At 42.8% G+C, this 22180-nt stretch carries 4 protein-coding genes; all 4 read right to left on the bottom strand.

Annotation, left to right across the window (positions count from 1 at the left end; translation table 11 throughout):
- Positions 1–114: 114 nt before the first annotated feature.
- The 4 genes from KDU71_RS18490 to KDU71_RS18475 all read right to left on the bottom strand — a co-directional run bounded on the left by KDU71_RS18490 (position 115) and on the right by KDU71_RS18475 (position 22061).
- Positions 115–1374, bottom strand: coding sequence for a glycosyltransferase (locus KDU71_RS18490; protein WP_212192591.1), 1260 nt, complete (start codon positions 1372–1374; stop codon positions 115–117).
- Positions 1375–1432: 58 nt separating this feature from the next.
- Entirely contained in the window at positions 1433–2038 is a 606-nt protein-coding gene (locus KDU71_RS18485; protein ID WP_212192590.1) for an OmpH family outer membrane protein, read from the bottom strand.
- Between the two features lie 182 nt (positions 2039–2220).
- Positions 2221–3291: a PorP/SprF family type IX secretion system membrane protein gene (locus KDU71_RS18480; RefSeq protein ID WP_212192589.1), complete on the bottom strand. Its 1071-nt coding sequence runs from the start codon at positions 3289–3291 to the stop codon at positions 2221–2223.
- 17 nt (positions 3292–3308) lie between these two features.
- The gene (locus tag KDU71_RS18475; protein WP_212192588.1) at positions 3309–22061 is read right to left on the bottom strand and encodes a PKD domain-containing protein; all 18753 of its coding nucleotides are present in this window, start codon (positions 22059–22061) and stop codon (positions 3309–3311) included.
- Positions 22062–22180 lie beyond the last annotated feature (119 nt).

Here is a 22180-nt window from a genome sequence, read left to right as displayed (position 1 = left end):
ATTTTCTTCTTGTAATCGACTCAAAATAGCCCGCTATTCTTTCGTCAATATACACTTGAAACTCACTATTTGTAAGCGTTCTGAGTTCAAAATTTGACGTCGAACTCAGGTTTATTAAATTGAATACGTCTGTTTTTGTTCCATCAATCGATATTCTTGCAACAATTCCTTTGTTTCAAATACATCAACAGACTGTTCAAAGCCTTGCTCCAATAGATTTAAAGCAGCGTCGAAAACAGGCATTTTTTCCAAAAAGTGGGTGTGGGTGTAATTGAGGTACTTCACCACGCGAAATGCGTTAAAAACCTCGTAAAAACGTTTCCTGAACACATCCAGTGATGCACAGTTATCCTTAATCGGCTTAAGAGCTGTAAAAAAATCAGAATTCATCAGGTAGCTTCGCATACGCCCGCCTAGTCGATGCGTAAATTCATCGATGTCATTCTGGCTCAGCTCATAAAGGTCATCCTTAATATCCAGAAACTCTTTCAGGTCGATAAAAGCTTGTAGATTGTAGGTTTGGTATTCCATACCTGAATGCAATAGTTCGTTAATGGAAGGCCCTGTGCCAAAAGGCACCCTGTCGGACGGTCTGGCTGAAGGATAAACCACAGTCCCGTTGATTTCACTAAAATTGCCCTGAGGAATCACTTTTTGCAAGAAATAGAAGTCTTCTCCTGCCTGTTTGCGGGGCATGCCTCCTGCCTTTATATAAGCTTCGGCTGTGACAAAAAAACATGAGCCAACTGTATGAAAGGCATAAGGAAACCCAGCATATCTTAATGCCTGCACATAATACCTCAAATGCAACTCATATTCAGCAATAGCTTCATATACATCGTCAGCTAACGTGCCACTTAAAGGATGTTCAAAATAAATAGTACCTCCAGTTAATGCATTTGAATGGATATGTTCGCTTAAATGCTTGAAATAGTTATCAGCCACGGTACAATCGGCGTCCAGCGATATTATAAGTCCATTGCTAATACCTTGTTGGGCATAGCTCCAGGCAGCGTAATCCATCCCTACCTTGCGGGCATGGCCAACACCTGCATGCTTTTTAGGCACATTGTAATCTTCGAGTTTGGTTACACGCAGCGATAAAGGTAAGTTTTCACTTAGAGCATCTATATTACTGTACAAACGATGCTGCCTGGCCTTGACTGTCTCACTGGCCTGTTCTGAATAATTGAATACCAGTATTAGTTCAACCTCAAGCCGTGTTTTTGCCAGCGCATCACTCAGGCTATCCAGCAACACAGGCAAATCATCTTCTTCGAGGTAGACAGGCACCACCACTTTAATTGCACTCTCAACAACAGACTGCTGTTGAACCTGATGCTTAGCAAAATATTTTTGAGAAAGAATATCCATAAAAACCAAAAAAGGCAGAGGTCTGACGAACTCTGCCTTTCAATCATTAATAGATTAATTATTTTTTTGATGCAGCATGACGTGCATTTAATACTTCAACAATTTCGTTGGTAATATCAACACCTGCGGCGCCATATAGCACATTATCTCCAAGTGTATTGCTTAAAATCACCTTGTATGGCTTTTGCTTGTTGTACTCTTCCAGATAGTTGATTAAAGTATCGCGCAACTGACGATTAAGCTTTTCCTGCTCTCTCATCAACTCATTGGTTAGTGTTTGATTTAACTGAGCTAAATCCTGCTCTGCTTTGGCCAAACGCTGCTGCTCTTTTTGAGCACGTTCCATACTCAAGAAACCGTTGTTTTGTACTTTACGCTGAAACTCAACAGCATCTTGCTGAAACACCCTGGCTTTTTCGTTAAAATCAGCTCTTGACGCTTCTTCTTTGCTCATCAGTTGCTCGTTAACTTCCTTGGCAAAAGTGTAATGCAGAAGTAAAGAATCTGTATTAATATAGGCTACAGGAAAAAACTCTCCGCCTGCACTTTGTCCGTCTGCAGCCGATGTATTTTTGTCAGTTCCGGTGCTTTTAAAATGTAATACAAATAATATAATAACAGCAATTAATAAAACGCCATTCAGCACTGTTGATAATTGTTTCATACTCTCCCTAGTGAAATTTAACCTTTAATTTAACGGAGAACAAATATAACTGATTACCCATCATATAAAAATATTTGCTCCTTTTTTTTAATGAACAGTGCAGGTGATTTGACAATCTGCTATTCCTGATACATCAGTAAAATCAGACTAAGCGATTAGGAATGATTAAACAAGGTCAAAGATTAGAAGAATGAACGTGTTTTTCTTCGGTACTTGGACCCTGAACCACTATAACCAGGCGCGCTACATGGTATAGCGCCTCTTGATTTATGCTTCTTAACCGACTGGTTAAACCGATAGATTAAGCTCAACTCATTGGCGCCATTACTGTAACCACTTAATTCTGACAAAGTCCAGTCATAGCTATATGCCAATCGTGCTGGTCCCACATTGATGCCGAGAATAAAGATCAGGCCATCGTTGTTAATGAGTCCTCCATTGGAAGCAAACGGAATTCCACGGTACCACAAGCCAAGTTCCATGGGATTAATGTACCAGTAGGTGCCGATATCCAATTGATTGAAGTTTTGTTGCATACGATAGTTAAATGCTAGCGTAATACTTTGTTCATCGTTACGTCTGGCTTTATCTTTATAGCGGTATTTATAGCCGCCATACACCGATGTTTTAAACGGATTATAGGTTTCAATATCGGTGACGCCCACATTGCTTTTAACCAGATTATGCATGGCAAAACCAAACCAGAAGTTATCGTTATAAATCATGGCTGATGCAGCAGCATCAAACTGTTTGTGATTATACTCGCTATTTCCACTTCCGGCACTTGGCAAGGCTACACCTCCATCTCCCTGGTCCGAGGGAAAAATGGCATCCAGCAAACTCAGGTTACGCTCTTTGTAGATGAACTCAATACCCGGTCTGACATATATATCCCGGGCAATTTCAATTTCATAGGCATAAAGCGCACTAATATCCTGCCTTACCAATAAACCATTACCACTGTCATCGCGCAAAACCATAATGCCAAGACCACTGCTGTACTGATCAAAAAAATGGTCGGCTGCCAAAGCATATGAACGATAGGCTTTGGCAATACCTGGCCATTGATCGCGATACGTTAAACTCATTCTTGTACCTTGAGTAAGCCCTGTAAAAGAAGGGCTCAGGTACATAGGTGTAGCATACATTTGAGAAAAGGATACATCTTGCGCCCTGACACTGATTGACAGCAAACAGCATAAGACGAAAGTGCTCTTTATAAGATAACTAAGTATTCTTTCAAATGTGTGCATATTGTTTATCATGGTTTTTATCTCACTAATAATATACTACCTGCTTTGCTGAACTCGCGTCCATTGGTAAACTTACCTGCTACCTTATAAACGTATACAGCCTGCGGTGCCAGTTGGCCTTTATAATTGCCATCCCATCCTTCTTCTACGTTGTGCGACTCAAAAATCAGCTGTCCCCAACGGTTGAATATCTGAATATGGTACACTTCAACATCGCGGTGTTTAGGTTTAAATATAGCATCATTTCGCTCACCAATTGTACCCGAATTACCTGCGCCTCCAGGACGTGGTTTAAAGGCATTAGGAAACTCAATAAATCCACTCAACAACGCTGTTACGGCATCTGATTGCGTATACCTGTTTTCGCAACCAAACTCATTCTGAACAGTCAGGCTGATGGAATAAACTCCTTCTTTGGCATAAGTATATGATGGATTCTGCTCGGTAGAAGTCTGACCATCACCAAACTCCCAGAACCAACTGGCCGCATCAACCGACATATCGTAACACCTGATTTCATCCTGCGGCAGGTACACAATTTCAGGTCCTACATTGAAATCAGCTACCGGATGATCATGAACAATTATTTGCTGAGTATAAATAGCATCATTGCCATCGGGACCAGCTACCGTTAATACAGCTGTATATGTTCCCGGATTCTGATAAGTGTAAACCGGGCTTCTTTCAGTTGTTGTTCCTCCATCACCAAATTCCCAGGTAAACGCACTTCCGCCCACCGAATAGTTCGTAAACTTCACTTCCAATGGGAAACAACCAGCCTCGTTATTAACCGTAAAGCCAGCTTCCGGCACCTCTTTATATTCAATAATTACATCATCATATGCCTCACACCCATCAGTCGTAATGGTCCAGCGGAAGGTACTCTTTCCGGCAGGCAGGTTACGCACCGTTGTATTAAAGAAGTTTGGATCATCAAACGTACCGCCTCCGGCTACAACAGACCACACACCATTGAACGAACCTGGATTTTGTGCCTGCATAGCATATTCCGGCTCATAAGTAACATCATCTTCACCGGCAAACGGATAGGCCTTGTTACTGGTGATCACCACTACATCTTCTGTAACGCAATCTCCATAAGCAATCGTCCATTTATAGATGTTTTCGCCATAGCCGACTCCTGTTACCATGGTATTGTACTTGGTGGCATCATCAAAAGCACCACTGCCACTTACTACCGTCCACTCTCCAACTCCATCAACTGGTATATTGGCATTAAGCACAATATAATCTTCACAGGTAGTGCGGTCATCGCCTGCAGCTGCCTGATCTGGTGTTTTATTAAAAATGGTTACTTGATCAGATGAGAAACATGCCCCATTGGTAATGGTCCACATCAAAATATTCTCGCCAAATCCCAGGTTACGAATAGTTGTTTTGGCACCCGAAATATCATCAAAATCACCTTTACCCGACACTAGCGACCACTCGCCGATACCCAATCCTGTCTGAGGAATGTTGGCATCCAGCTGCGACCAGTCTTTACAATCCTGAACATCAGGCCCTGCATTAGCTATAGCTGCAGCATTGTTAGTTACAGTAATTGAATGGCTCAGTTCGCACTGTCCCTGAGTGATGGTCCATCTTAAAATATTAGTCCCCGGATTAAGGTTCGTAATTGTAGCTGTTGGGCTGGTTGGATCATCGAAATTACCACCACCCTGCTCTATGCTCCACAAACCACTACCAAAGGTTGGTGCTTCTGCTTTCAGATTCATAAAGTTCTGACAACTCTCCTCATCTTTTCCGGCATAAGGCACAGATGGTTCGTTATTGATGATGCGCACTTCATCGATAGAAGTACAAACACCATTAGTGACGGTCCACCTGAACACATTATCACCTTTTGACAAACCAGTAACAGCCGTTTTAGCATTATTCACTTCTGCAATTGTACCTGATCCCATTAGCACATCCCATTCTCCAACACCAGGCATTGGAATGGTCGCATCCAGAGTGGTATTATCAATACATAACTCCTGCAGGTTACCTGCATAAGCTTTACTTGGTGAGTTATTGGTCATAACTACTTCTGACTTGGTTTCGCAGCCACGATAATTAACGGTCCATCGTAGCACATTGGCACCTTTCGCCAGATTACTAACCTTGGAATTAGGGTTATTAATATCTTCAAAGACAGCTTGACTGGTACCACCAACAATCGTCCATGTTCCAACTCCAGGATTAGCTGTATTGGCAGCCAGTTGTACTTCATCAGAACATAAATCTTTATTATCACCTGCAAAAGCATCAATTCGATTAAAGCTTACCATTACATCGGCCTCTGACACACAGCTATTATGTGTGACTGTCCAGCGGAAGATATTATCGCCAAAGGCTAAATCTGTGACAGTTGGATTATGCTCAATCATACTGCTAAATGAGCCTGAGCCATTCAATATAGTCCACTCACCATCACCCCTGGCCGGATCATTAGCAGAGAGCACTGTTGAATTACTCACACACAATGACTGATTATCGCCTGCAAAAGCTGGTGAAGGACTATCATTCGTAATAATCACTTTACTGGTAGAAGAACAGCCTCCATAATTAATGGTCCAAAGCAACTCGTTTGGTCCTGGCTGCAATCCTCTAACAGTGGTATATGGATCGCTTGGATCGTCAAAAATAGCTGTTCCGGCACCTGCTTCAACACCCCAGGTTCCCGTACCCGGGAAGGCAGCATTGGCCGAAAGCACTTTGTAGTCTTCACAAATAACATCATCGTAACCAGCAAAGGCCTCAATCAGGTTGAAGTGGATATCCACTTCATCGGTTGAGATACATCCATTATTGTCGATAATCCATCGGAATCGATTGACACCATTACCTAAACCAGTTACCAGGGTATTGCGGTCAGTTGCATCAGTAATGGTACCCGAACCAGCTACTAACTCCCAGTGGCCAACACCTTGCTCAGGATTATTAGCTGATAGCACAACCTCACTTTCACATACTTCTCTATCGTGGCCTGCAAAAGCAATTGACGGTTGATTATTCTGCACCTTAATGGTGTCAGAAAGCTTACAATTCTCATTGTCAATGGTCCACACAAGCAAATTCTCACCTGGTGCCAGTTTTTTAGCCCAGTCGCTAAGTAGTGGATCAGGATCTGCATATCCACTTGCCACACTCCATTTACCGGTTCCAAAAGCAGGCGTGTTAGGCAATAACTGAATCGAATCAGTACAAATCACCTGGTCTTCACCAGCATCTGGTGTGGTTGGTGTATTGTTTGAAATTGTTATATAGGCCTCGGTGTAACACTTACCTAAAGATATCCGGTACTTCAACACATTTGCTCCTTGACCTAAATCTCTCACAATGGTTGATGGAGATGCCACATCGTCGAACAAACCGCCTCCGCTTACAACGGACCACTGAACCGTACCTCGACCAACTTCTGGAGCAATAGCACTTAATTCAAAGGTATCAGTATTACAAATGGCCTTATCTAAACCTGCATAGGCCTGCGCCACAATGTTGTTAACAATCACCACTGTATCTTTCGATTGTGTACTACCATTGTATAGCGTCCATACAAAATGGTTTTCGCCTTTATCCAAGTTTGTAACAACGGTGTTAAACTTAGTTTTATCCTCAAAATTACCATTACCAACCAGTACGCTCCATTCTCCCAATGCATTGATAGGCTCATTCGCATTCAGCTTAATTTCACCCGTACAAGTAGTATCGCGTTGACCGGCATTAGCCTGCTCAACCGCGCCATTGGTAATGGTTACATCAGAGAAATAACTACAGGTTCCGTTCGTCACCGTCCAGCGGAATATACTTTCTCCTTGCCTCAAGTTTGTAATTAATGTCCCAGGATTAGTAGGATTATCAATATCACCGCCGCCTAATACCAATGACCAGATACCAGTTCCCGGACTTTCCGGTGTATCTGCTACCATTACGGCGTTAGGACTATTCACGTAAATGGGGTCACCGGCTGAAATCTCTCGTTTATCCCCGTTTGAGTCTAAGTAATAAGGATTGTCATTGGTCACAAAAATGCTATCGGATGATGTACATCCTGCATTATTTATGGTCCATACAAAACCATTACGGCCATAATCCAATCCTCCGATTAAGATGCTTGGATTATTAATATCTTCTGGCTTGAAGGTACCACCACCTTCACCTGCAATCAATGACCATTCACCAGTATGACCCGGTAACGGTGTATTGGCGTTCAATGTCACTGTTTTTCCACAAATAATTGTGTCTTTACCAGCATATACATCCACATGCAGGTTGTTCACAATCAAGTCGGCAGATGAAGAACAGCCATTATGAACAATCGTCCAACGGAAAATATTCTCACCATGAGCCAAACCAGTAACGTTTGTATCAGGTGCATTGACATCATCAAAAGTACCTGAGCCTTTAATTACCGACCAGAAGCCTCTTTCTCCCATGGCCGCAGAAGGCGTATTGCCTGTTAAAACAGCTTCGTAAGCACAAATGGTTTGTGCCGCTCCTACCGAAGCTACGGTCGACGAATTATTGGTAATGACAATTTCATCAAAGCTTTCACAACCATTCTTAGTTAATGTCCAACGTAGAGTATTGGCTCCACGGCCTAAATTACTAACTGTTGCGGTTGCACTATTACCATTACTGAACACTCCTGTTCCCATGCCCGCAGGAATAGACCACTGTCCTGTAACTCCAGGCTCCGGCACTGTGGCATCAAGTGTAAACGTGTCATCACATTGAGTAACATCATCGCCAGCAAATACATTCAGTTTATTATTGCGAAGCACTACAGTAGCCACTTCAATACATGAACCATTTTGCATGGTGTAGGTAATGGTTGTCTCGCCAAGGGCAACATCAGTAACATTGATGTTGGCAGCATTGGGATTAGCACCAATATTGGCCGAACCGGAAACAACACGCCATGTGCCAACTTCACCTACAAGCACAGGTGCTGTGGCAGATATATCTGTAAAGTTTTCACCACAAACCAGATCAATTACAGTGGCCGGATTACCATCCTTATCGTAGATAACCGGCATGGTTGGCTGGTTATTAAACACATCAACAGTGGCCTTACTTTCACAGCCATTCTTAACGATAGTCCATTCAATGGTATTGAGGCCATCGCCTAAATTAGTGATACGCGTTGTTGGCGCAGACGGTGTTTCAATGTTACCACTTCCAACAATAACGGTCCAATAGCCGTGACTAGCATCTGCATAAACTGGCGTGCCTGTTACTGTCACTTCACCATTACAAACATGATTGTTATCGGCTGAAGCACTGATGACCACCTGATCGTTATAGAAGCTCACTTCATCGGAAGCAAAACAGCCGGTTGCATTGTTAGTGACTGTCCATACAAAGGTATTTTCGCCATGAGAAATACCAGTAACATTGGCATTAAATAGGTTTTCCTCTCCTGTAACAATGCGCGCTGTTCCTTTTGTAACTGTCCATTGCCCGGTGAAACCAGCTCCTGGATCAATCGCATTCAACTGATGAGTTGATGCACACACTCCAAACTCATCGGTTCCGGCATTAACCACTGGTAATGGCGAAACTGTTACTAATAAAGGATCTGACTCAAGTCCGTCTCCACAAGCATTGGTAGCCGTCACTTTTACCTCACCAACGAAATTGTTATAAGCAGGCTTCACCTCCAATTCAATTTCTGTTCCCGTATTATCACCAACAAAATCAAGACCTTCTGGAATAGACCAGGTATATGAGCTGGCATTAGTAACCGGGTCAATCCGGTACCTGAGCCCTGTTTCTTCTTCACAAATATTTATTGGTCCAGTCGGTGTATTAGGTTTAGCCGGCAGCAAGCTGGCTGTTACACCAATCGTTGAACTAACGCCGGTGGTACAACTATTTACGCCGCTCACTGTGATTAAGCCGCTACCTGTAAATGAATTCAAGAACTCTACTGTAATGGTATTTGTACCATTGCCTGTTACGATGGTGCCCATAGTTGCCGGAACAGTCCACAAGTATGAATCGGCATCCGCAATAGCTCCTACCGAATAGGTACCTGTACTTCCCTGACACGCCAACATATCTCCTGTTATAACGCCTGCGTCAGCCGGATTATTCTCCACATTAATGGTTAAAGTTGTACCACTACTAATAGGCACACTGCACCCCTTTGAATCGGCCACTGCCACTAACTGATAGTTGGTGGTTACCACAGGTGATACTGGCAAAGTATAAACATTGCCCACCAATGGCGTAGCATTAAAGGTGCGATTAACTCCATTCTCACTAATGGTAACACTGTAATCTGGCGAACCCGTTGGGAAAGTAAACTCTAAAGCGGATGCTGTTCCCTGACAGATGGTTGTATTGCCAGAAACTGCCATTGTAACAGATGGTGATTCATTAACAATGATATCCACTGTTCCTGCCACCAATCCTGAACAGCCATTGTCATCGGTTACCGACAACAGGCTATAGGTGGTATTGCTCACAGGTGATACATTGACAATAGTGCTCCTATCTGCCGTATTAATATTATTCAGTGTGGTTGATGTTACACCATCGGTATAGGTCACCGACCAAGGCGATACGCCTTCCACTAAACGTATACGCAATGATGCCGTTTCGCCTTCACAAATCTCACCATCACCTACCAACGACAATTGAGCGATTGGCTGCTCATTTACAATTACAGTAGCACTGCTGCCATTATTACCAGGTCCCTTTGGACATCCGCTGCCATCTTCAATATCAACCACTGAATATACAGTAGTTGCAATAGGCGTAACATTCACAATTGTACTTATACCAGTAAGAGTCGCAGTTGTTCCATCACTTAAGGTAACATCCAACGGATTAGCTGCACTTACCGGATAGTTGCTCACAGTTAACTGCAAGGCAGCCGATTGACCCACGCATATAGTGACATCATTGTCCACATCTACAATAGCACTCAATTGATTGATAGTAGCTGTTGTTGGTGCCGAACAGTTATCACTTAATACAAAAGCACCATCGCCATTGCTATCATCAATAACAGACAGCCAATAGGCGCCTGCAGGCAGATTATTTAATGGATAATCAATTCCCTCTTCGATGTTATCTAATTCGCTACGATAACCTTGTGGCCCTGTAACGGTTACTTTATAGTAGCCCGAAGCATCAGGCACACCACCGTCAACACGGAAATTCATGGCACCGGTTGAGGCATTATAGCAATCAACATGCTGCGTTACTGTAGCAGTAATCACTAATGGTGAAGGTTCCGTAATTTCCAAATCATTTCGACTGATGGTATTACCTCCGTTGTCGCTTATCTCGACCCGATACACAGCTGCGGCCAGGTTACTCTGGCTCAGTGCATCAGCATTAACAGTTTGAATCACATTATTACCTGCGTCGTAAAGCGTAATTATATAAGGTGAAGTACCACCATTAGCTGTTACTGAAATAGCACCATTTCCATCGCCATGACATGGTTTGATATGATCGATTAAAACAGTCATTGTCAGAGGCATATTAGGCTCTTCCACAACGATACCATCAATAGTGACATCGCATCCATTATCATCTGTGATGACAACTTTATAAGTACCAGCCACCAGGTCACGCGGATTAACTGTATTTTGCGTAATACCAGGTATTGGGTTACCCAACAGATCGATACCTGTCCAGGCGATATTTTTTCCACCTGTTCCACCACTTACAGTAATGAATATTTGTCCATCATTACCACCTGTGGCACTTACATCAATTACATTATCCAATGTTGCAGATAAAGTTGTTGCTGGTTCCTGAATTTCAATATCAAGTGTGGCAGAGCTACAGCCGTTAGCATCTTTAACTGTTACGGAGTAATTACCAGCTACGAGGCCGGTTTGCGTATCTGAATCCTGAATAAGGTTAGCAGATGGGCCAATCCATACGTATTCATAGTAAGGATCTCCTACTCCATCGATGAATGGAGTTCCTCCGCTTGCCACAACTCTTATCTCACCACTCAAATCGCCTTTACAAAGCACATCAACCAGGTTATCAACACTTACTGATAAGACAGATGGTTCATTTACCTTAAATGCTTCCTGAACATTACAACCAGTATCATCATCGGTTACAGTAACAACATAGTTACCAGCGCTCAGGCCACTTTGGTTACGTTGCCCCTGCACTATTCCTGTGCCTGAGCCCGTCCAGTTGTAACTATAGTTACCAGCCAGCCCACCTGATACCTGCACTAAGGTGATACTGCCATCGGTTCCACCGTTACAATTTACTGGTGACACATTACTGATTATTTCGATATTAGAGTCAATACCCACCACAATGTCAAAGGATTTCACACAAGCAACTGTACGTGAATCAGTTATTTCAACTGTATAAGTACCTGGTGAAAGTTCACTCTGATTTTGAGCATTGACATCCAATTTGGCCGCGTTGCCATCGGCCGTTGACCAAACAAATGAATAGGGGGCAGTACCACCATTTACAATAATACCAATCTCACCATTTTCAGTACCTGCACATGTCTGGTTCTTCACCGTTGGTTCAATTGTAATTGGTTTGGTTAGTTGTATCGTTTTTTCAATAAAACAGCTTGTTCTGTTTTCCAATGGATCGGCATCCCACACTTTAAGCGTATACGTACCACTTACCAAACCACTTAAGTCTTCCTGATTTTTATCGGCGGCACTTACCACGCCACCATCGCTGGCACTCCAGTGGTAGGCATAGGTTCCACTTCCACCTGAAGGCGTTACATCAATAGCTCCGTTAGCTCCGTCGCAATCGGCATCTGTTGGGATGAATGTAAAGTCAATGGCCTCCAATTCATTAACCGTAAAATCAAATGGCGCAGATACACAACCTTTCGAATCTTCAACCACTACCGTATAGGTACCTCCTGACAGGCCGGTTTGGTTTTGGTTTGCTGGCACCAGGCCACTACCATCAACTGTTGTCCAGTTATAAGTATAGATACCTGAACCACCGCTTACATTAATGGCTATCTGCCCATTAGCATCGCCATTACAGATGATATCCGTTGCTGTGCCAGTCACTATTATAGGAGCAGGCGCATTTAGATCGTAGGACCAGATATAAGTACAATTACTTCCGTCTGTTTCTGTATTATCTGTAACGGTTAATTCATATGTTGCGGCATCTAGTCCACTAATATCGAGGTTATTACTATAGGCTACTCCATTTCTTGTCCACTGATAACTGAAGTTACCCGATCCACCTGTTATACTGATGGCGATGGCACCATTGACATTACCATTACAATTTAATTCTGTAATAGTGGGTGTAATTACCAACTCTTTAGGTACATCAATTGACTTTGTAACTGAGCAATTATTATCCGCAACAGTCACCGTATAGATTCCGCCTACTGTTAATCCGGTAAGGTTCTGGCCATTATAAACCACGTTACCAGGGCCTCGCCATGTATAACTAAAATCAGCAGGCGAGCTGGTATTACCTCCTGACGGATTAAGTACATTAATACCACGCTCATAAGGCTCACAACTTTCTACGACAAATTCCAGATCATAAGTAATTTCTGGGGACTCTTCTATCAACCAGGTCTGATTAACGCGGCAACCATTGGTATTGTCAATAACTTCCAGCAAGTACGAGCCAGGTTCCAGATTTTCCTGACCATCAATGCGCGTATTATCAACCGGACCAGGCCCTGACCAATTAAAAGTATAATCAACTGTACCTGTAATATTTACACCAGATATTTTACCATCATTGGCCCCATAGCATGTTACAGGCACAGCTACTCCGGTAATATTCAAGGTAATGTCTTCCCCAACAATGAACTCTTTGGAGATGGTACAAGCTCGGTCATTATCAGTCACATTCAATATATAGGTGCCTGCCGCTAAATTCTCCTGGTTGAGTGAGTTGTTATCACTCACTACGTCACCATTCACTTCATCCCATTGCCAATCGTAATTGGTTGATCCGCTAATGGTGATATTGCGAATAGCGCCCACATTATTAGAGGTTGAAGCACATGTATTATTAATTACCAAGCCATCAACCGTTAACAGTTCCAAAGTAACTGTTTCTTCAAGCTGCGTACAGGCCGACTGGGTTGATGCCAGCATATCGACTACCTTAATAACGTAGGTTCCTGAACTCAAATCAGAATAGCTTTCCGTTCCTTCGGCATAAACATCGCGAGGGGTTTCTCCAGTAACTGTTATCTGATAATGTGGATTACCACTACCATCTTTGTTACCACCACGAATATCAAACACAATCGCACCAGTACCTTCTGTTTCACAGTCGATAGTAGTCGCCACATTATCAATAGTCAACACCAATGGGTCAGGCGCAGTAACTGGAACATCCTCAATCACAGGATTTGTTACGCAACCATTTGAGTCACTTAATCTTAACTGATAGAGTCCGGCTGTCAGGTTATCAACCCTGAACAAGCCGTCATTAGATACCAAATCAGTCACATTATCACCTGTATAATCTAAATAATAAACACCACTTCCTCCAGTAACAGCTAATTCAATTGCGCCTGTTGCTGCGCTCGAACAAGTAGTAATATTAATCGGATTAATATTTACATATTGAATTTCAAGTGGTTCCGTTATAACAATATCAGATGAAGTAACAGAACATGGATAGTTTATGGCGTCAACTGCACTTACAACAACGCGATAAGTTCCTTTCGTAATATTTGTAAGAGAAGCATTAGCTGTTGGCGCCCCGGTATTTACCCAGTTCGTACCATCAAACACTTCCCAGTTATACACAAACTGCCTGTCTGATGGCCCTCCCAGAATGCTCACTTCGATTGCACCATCAGCAAGTCCGAAACAACTGACATGCTGTTGTTTGGTAATCACAACAGACATCTCACCTTCGATGCTTATTGATTTAGTCAGGCTACACTTACCCAATTCATCTGTCACTGTAACCGTGTACAAACCCTCTTGTGTAACATCAATATTATCAGTCACATCAGGTAACAAGTTACCATCCGGTCCTATCCATCTGTAAGTATAATTAGCGATTACTCCATTGCCACCCACTAATCCATCTACATATATTCGTTGATTGAATGGTGAACAACTTAAGGTATTCAATAAATTAAAATGTAGATTATCCGGTTGTTTGATCTCAAATGTTTCAATGGCCGAACACCCTGTTCCAGGTTCCCTAATCTCCAGCTGGTAAAACCCAACATCCAGATTCGTCTGCTCAGTTAGATTCTCATTACCAGCTGCTACACCTGTCCATGTATAAACCGGTGGTACTGTGGCAGTATGAGTAATATTCGTAATCGAACCATTGGCCTGGTTATAACAGTCTACATCTTTTAACTCCCAATTGGTAATTTCAACCTGGCGATCGTAATCTACAGTATACGTTAAAGGAGGTAATGGGCATCCGCGATCAACATCTGTAAGTGATAATGTGTAGGTGCCAGCTGCTAAATTATACTGACTGATGATACCAGGAGAACTTACAGTTGTACCATTAGGATAAGTCCACACCCACATATAATTACCTGAACCAATAATAGTTAACTCTATCGAACCATTATCAATACCACCAGGACAGGTTTTATTAATAATTGATTCTGTCACCTCCAGATGTGATAAAGTCACACTGGTTTCATAAGCAGGATTCGGACATCCACTTGCTGGATCCACTGTTGCCAGGTTATCCCACACTTTAATAGTATAAGTTCCTGGTGCTAAGCCTGGTAAACTATAGGTATACGATGGAATCGCGAGAACATCGATTTGCGTACCAAGGTTAAAACCGTTGTCGCCTGTAATCACTAAATCGTATACGTTATGATTATTAGAAGCATCCTGAACACCTCCGGTGATATCAAACGAAATAATACCATCGTTAGGACCATAGCACGATATGGTACCGTCCACATTTGTAACACTTACAGCTTGAGGAGCTGTAATAACAAATGGCTTAGTAACTGGTGCACAAGTATTATCATCAATAACACTAACGGTATACGTACTTCCGGCAGGCAGATCTGTAAATATAAATGCTGATACGGATAAAGTTTGTGTTCTGGTGATCGTTCCATTAGTCACGGTCACTGTGTAAGGAGCAGTTCCGCCGCTCACCGAAACTTCAACCTGACCATCATCATGAGAAGAACAGGTTGTGATATTTTTAACAAGCGGATCTGATAAGGTTAATGCATCCGGCTCAGTAATAATCATACCACCCAACACTGCCACGCAATTATCAGATGAAGTGACAGTCACTTGCCATACTCCGGCATCAACTGCATGTGCCGATCCGATTGATGGTGTTGAACCCGTATCAATTGAAGGAGCGCCTGTTGTTACATTCTGCCAAATATAATTAAAGACGTGTCCAGGCTCTCTTCCAGTCACGCTGACTGCCAGGTAACCATTATCGGCAGCATTACACAGTAAATCCTTATGCTGTGTAAGATCCTCAACGACAGTTAATTTTGGTTCACGTAAGGTAATTATGTCAGATTGAATACAACCTGAAGCGATATTCTCTACGGTTACAATGTAATCGCCTGCGTAAGTTAATCCGCTCTCAGTAAATGAATTACCTGAATTAATAGTTCGTACAGCAATGGCAGGCGCACCAGCTGGTACCACCCAAGTGACACGGTAATCATCCGTTTCAGATATAGTCACATCAATTGCTGCCTCGCAATTATCGTAGTTTTCAATTCCACTAACAGTAAATGCGTCAGGTTGTATAATTGTAATAGTTTGCGTTACAGTTCCACCACTGTTATCAAGCACAGTTACAAGGTAGGTTCCGGCAGCCCCAGCTATTTCATGGTAATTAGCTGATGTTCCGGAAATTGATTGAACAGGATCAGCATTTCGCTGATATTGAATTGTATAGTCAGGTGTTCCACCTGTTATCGAAACAATTAATTTTCCATTTTCACCATAACAAGCGGCATCTACTTTTGCCAGGTCGAAAGCCAAAGGAACTGTCGTATCACCAATAACAAAATCCACACGGTGATCACATCCGGCTGCACTACCGGTGATCATCACATAATAGTTACCCGGATCCAAATTTGAGATAGCCATGACACCAGTTGCGATGGATGTGTTGGAACTATCGAACCACTCATATGTATACGTAGCTGGATCGCTACCGCCACTAACGGGTGATAATGCTGCGGTTCCATTTCCAATAATTGCCGGATCGGTCGCGGCATTGGTGATCGTATTAGGTGTTGTACTCACTGTTGCATTCCATGCCGATGGTTCCGTAACAGTTTCTTCAAAAGTAAACGTACAACCTTGGTTATCTGTTACCACCACTTCATAGGTTGCTCCGGCAATTCGCTTGCCTGCTGTCACAGCATTAAGATCCTGTGTAGTTCCGAAATTTTCATTGGTCGCTTTGTTGCGCCACTGATATGTATAACCTGGCCAACCATCATTCACATCAATATCAATCTCACCGGTGTTTCCGCCAACGCACTCAATATCTGTTTTGCTATTCAATGATACTGATAGTGGAGCGGCCGGATTGTTGATAACTACATAATCTGACTGATACACTTCACAAAGTGTTCCCTTATTGCGCACCCACAAGTCGTAAGTAGCCGCTGGTAAACTACTAAAGATTGGTGAATCCTGGTAAATCGGATTTCCTCCTGCGTCGGTAGCAATGGCATATTCAAATGAGCCAGTTGGCTGACCACCAGTTGCTACGGCTGTAAATGATCCATTGGCTTCACCGAAACAAACCACATGCTGAATAGCCGCAGCCGGATTAATTGCTATTGCCGGGTCATCAGCGACAACTAGATTATTAAGAACTGCAGTACAGCCTTTTACATTGTCCTGTACTATAAAATTATAAGTACCAGCCGATAGAAAATCGAAAACTGGAGATGATTGCCAGTTGGCACCTGCATCAATTGAGTAAACATAATTAACATTGGCAGGATTCGCTGTAAGCACCACCTTACCATCATTACTACTATCACATGTTGCATTTGTAACTACACCGCTTAAATCAATCACTGGTGCTTTTGCTATGGTAAACACCTCATTAACAGAGCAGTTATTATCATCTAATATTGTAATGGTATGTGCGCCATTGCTAATTCCGTGAATTTCGAAGTTAGCCGGAACTGCCATAATCGCACCTGCGCCATCCATTTGGTAGCGATAAGGTGCTGTACCTCCAGTGATATTCAAGGTGATGTATCCGTCAGCATCGCCAACGCATGTTTCGCCAGCTGGGGTTACACCAACAACCAAACCACTTGCAGGTCCAACGATGGTAACTGTAAAACCGGCCGTACAATGCGGATGCTCGCTGTCACGTACTAATATGTTATGGTTACCGGTAGCCAGCACTCCTGTTTCGTAAGTAGTTGAAGCTGTAGGTAATGTCCAGTTTGTTCCTCCATCGTATGAATACTGATACTGACCTGAACCACCTGTGGCTGTTATTCTCGCCTTAGCCGTATTAACCCCAAAACACTGATTATCATCCTGACTATTAAGTACTAATGTCAAGTCGGCTTCTTTCTCAATTGTTACAATAACCGAAGAAGTACAACCATTGGCATCAGTCACATTTACGGTATAAGTTCCTTCTGATAAGTGCGTCGCTGTTAACAGGTCGGCACTCAGGTTAGTCACCGTTGCCGGCCACTCAACCAGGTAACCACTTGGATAGGTTACCAGGTCGGTATATTTCGTTCCTCCTGAGATGGTTAACAGTGCAGCACCATCACAGTCTGCAGCTGGCACTGAGCAGTCACAGCCGTTTTTGCTAAGCTGGGTATAAACAACATTCAAGGCTGCAGCAGCAGAATTGATGGTTACATTCACCTCTCTACCAGCTGGTAAGGCACATGCTGTACCCGACTGATCGGTAATTCTGAACTGATAATTACCAGGTACCAGATTAATAAAGTGATCTGGTGTAGTATTTGGATTCACAGTCCAGGCACCACCATTCAAACTATACTCAAATGTATAGTTACCACTTCCGCCGGAAGCTACTAATTTTACCTCACCATCGTTAGCACCAAAACAAGTGACATGCTTCACTGCATTGACACCATCAAGTTGAAGCAGCAAGTCATACAACTCAACATTTACATTACCTGACATTGGCGCTTCGCAACCACCAAGTCGAGCCCATACCGAATAAGTTCCAACATCCGTTACACGATTATCGAAATTCATAGGGCCTCCGCCAGCTGGTCCGGTCTTGGTTTGAACAGGCGTACCACCTAATCGTAACTCATAAGTTACACCCGCGGTAGAACCATCAATACCAATAAATACACCCTTAGTAGCAACTGGATCGTCCACACAGTAGGCACCACCACCGGTTACCTGGTAAACATCTACAGGTCCTTCAACAATGGTGAAGTTCTTTTCGCTGTAATTAGTACATCCTGCAGCATTGGTATATTCATATAATAAAGTATAATTCCCCGGAGATAATAATCGTGTATCAAAATAAGCTTCCCCATCCAGTGCTCCTGAATTAATCACACCTGTGTTTTTATCCGGATCAGCTGTTGGATCTGGCGTTGGATCGGCTGGATTCTGAGTTGGGAATCGACCCGTTCCTCCATTTGGCAATAACCCATATAGATTAACAATACCGGTTCCCTGACACAGCACAGCACCGTCACTTATACCATTAAAGTTGGCACCGTCAGATTGAAGTATCTGAATATTTTCAGTATGCTGATAAATACAGCCATTACCCGGGTTCTCATAAATGTATGTAACAGCATAATTACCAGGTCCCACTCCCGGATACAACCAGCCTTTGCCATCATTGAGGCCAATGCCCTCAGCTGCATATTCATTGAGCACCAGCAGATCACCACCAGGGTTAGTAGCACTGGTAAAGTTACCTGTTAATGAGGTTGTACCATCAACCAATCCTTCAATCACCACACCAGGTTCATTATCACAATAGGTAAGTGATGGGTCCACCTGAATATCAAGCACAGGTGATGTAACCACTTCCACATCCATGGTTTTGGTTGAACGACAACCCAAGCTATCGGTGGTAAAAGTAATTGTATGAATCCCCTCTCCGGCAATATCCGGATTGAAATAGTACACATTACTTACTTCTGTAACACCTGTTCCGGTAAATACACCCGGATTAGTTGTGACCTTGGTCAATTTAACCGGTCCCTGCTGCTCACAGTACTTACCAGTTCCTTCGATACTAAAGTCGGGATATGGCGCTTTTTTGATCTCAACTGGATAAGTTTGAGAAGTCAAACAACCAGTACCATTGTCATAGCGATAGCTAATCTGATAAATGCCTGGCATTCGAGTTGTTGGATCAAACCAGGTGCTGTTGCCATTAGCAATTGGGGAGTGCACAGTACCATCAGGCGCCTCAATTGAGAAGTAGCCTCCTACAGGTGTTGCCGATAATGTTTGTACCGGATCGCCCTGACAGAAAGTTTGGCCATCCAGATCAAAAACAAGCGTGGCCCCAACCGTTGTTGAATAGGTTCTGCGTCCAGTACAACCGGTAGCATCAGTATATTCATAGGTAATATCAAAGGTACCACCACCAGCTTTATAAGGATTAAAAGTCGCAGTTCCGTTGCCATTGTCTACAAAAGCAGCATCGGCTCCAGTTGCGGCCCAAGCTGGTAGAATGGTAAAAATGCCATCACCTGGCACATTGCCTGTTAAGGTGACATCCTGTGTAGGATCATCACCACAATAGAAATTAGCTAGACCGGTATAATTAACGGTTGCATTCAGATCTGCATTAATCGTTACACTTTCGGTTGCAGTAGCATCACAACCCAATGAGTTAACAGCAGTATAGGAGAAGTAATAATCCCCGGGCCCCTGATCAGCTACTGCCTGAACAGTATTAAAATCAGCTGTACCATCACCATTATCATTAAAGAAGCCTCCATTGGGGAAACAAGTGAAACTGCCAAAAGGAACTGCTCCTCCTCCGGGCGGGTTACCTTGCATGGTCAAAACACCTGCGTCAGCACAATATGAAGCATTAAGCCCAGTAATAGAAACATTCGGCACCGGATTAACGGTAAACAACTTGGTATCACTATTGGTACAGCCTGTCGTTACATCGGTGTATGTATAAGTTACACTCTGGCTACCAACTGGCATGATTGATGGATCAAATACTGCTGAACCAATATTGTAACTACCTCCCGCGGCCGGAACACTTGAAAGCGTCACCGAAGGATCATCCTGACAGAAAGTATACTTAGGAGATGTAAACGAAACTGCAGGCAGCGAATTAACAGTAATATTTTTGACAGCTGAACCGATACAACCTTTATCTGATGTAACAGTAACATCATATGTATGAATTGGCTGAATACTAGGTGTTACATTAATATTGTCAAGTCCAGGTCCCTTTGCTCCTGTGCTCCAATCATAATCAACTATAACTATTCCAACCGGCGCCACAGAAGTCCCCAGGTTGATTGAATTACCCATACAAACCCTGTCGGGTCCTACTAACGTAACCGCAGGTTTAGGATTAACAGTTATTTGCGCAGAGCCATTATTGACAGTATTAACACATCCGTTCTTATCAACTATGGACTTGATGGTAAAAGTTGTTGTAGCTTGTATATTTGGCGTTCGCCAGGCATCATCATAGGTATTTGCAACAAATGCATAATCATTGGTACCGTCGGTAATTACAACGTTCCATGGTCCTTGATCAATAGGCGAGATATTGAGCGTGATATCAAACTGATCCGGAGCACCGAAACATTTCTCAAATACTGTACCAGGTGCAATGCTAGCCACAGGGGCATTGGACAGGTTAACTGTCATATTACCCATCGTTGTCTGACAGCCTGAGCCATTATGCGTAGCCTCAACATAATAAGAAGTAATGCCAATTGTATTGACTGTTCCAAGAAACAGTTGATTACCGGTATTATTGCCATTTATGGGGCCAAGCACATGGGTTCCTCCGCTATAAACATTATAGGTTACCTGGTCTTCACTATTTGACAGATAAAGATCAACACCGCTGCTTGAACAGCCCGTTGCATAGGTATTACCATTAATATCCTGCAACTGATAAGTCTGCGGAATATTTGATGCAGTAAAAGAGACTGGCATGACAGCTGAAACATCAGCAACACAGGCCCCTCCGTCCGAAACTGCTTTAATTGTAAATGTTTTATCGATTGAAAAATTACCTAAATTAATGGGGTAATTGGTAATATTCGTACTAACGTTAAACAGCTCTGAAATAACCGCATTTGTCTCATCAGTGATGGTTATATCATAGAAAGAGCTACCACCTTGAATAGTTACATAAACGATGGCATTATATGGAATTGTACAAACATCAGGGGTATTAGTGTAAAAATCTATAACGATCGGTGCTCCCGCACTTCCAAGCAGTTTTTTAATATTAATGCGGTAGGTTATTCCATTAACAATCCAATCTAATCGCTGGCCACCACCCACATCTTTGGTTCCATAGATAATGGCATTTTCATCATTCCCTGCCAGTATTAAATCAGGATCACTTGTTACGAATACACCTCCGGTTTGATCGGCCAGTGGAATATTTGCCCCTGCTCCAATAGCATTTGCCAATACTTCTGACGCATAAATGACTCCTCCGGTACATTTATTGTCGTATTGATAGATTTGGCCAACGGCCTTAACTCCTGATATTAATAACAACACAAGGATTAACATCGAAGATGCCATCCTCTTTTTTAATCGGTAACCGATTAACGCTTGGGTATTTACGCCCATAACCCCCTTTTTAGTTTCTTATACTTCTTAGATCTTAAAAAAACTGTACGCAAAATAGTCATTTTTGTTTGTTGAAACGCTGACTTTTTGCGCTAAATGTTTCAATAGTTTTAGTAATT

The organism is Carboxylicivirga sediminis (assembly GCF_018156225.1).
GTDB lineage: Bacteria > Bacteroidota > Bacteroidia > Bacteroidales > Marinilabiliaceae > Carboxylicivirga > Carboxylicivirga sediminis.
Note: the sequence above shows the minus strand (reverse complement) of the source record. Positions and strands in the feature narration are given on the sequence as shown.

Excerpts from the sequence above, each read along its gene's own strand:
- KDU71_RS18480 (WP_212192589.1), bottom strand. The coding sequence starts at position 3,291 with ATGCACACATTTGAAAGAATACTTAGTTATCTTATAAAGAGCACTTTC.
- KDU71_RS18485 (WP_212192590.1), bottom strand. The coding sequence starts at position 2,038 with ATGAAACAATTATCAACAGTGCTGAATGGCGTTTTATTAATTGCTGTT.
- KDU71_RS18475 (WP_212192588.1), bottom strand. The coding sequence starts at position 22,061 with ATGGGCGTAAATACCCAAGCGTTAATCGGTTACCGATTAAAAAAGAGG.
- KDU71_RS18490 (WP_212192591.1), bottom strand. The coding sequence starts at position 1,374 with ATGGATATTCTTTCTCAAAAATATTTTGCTAAGCATCAGGTTCAACAG.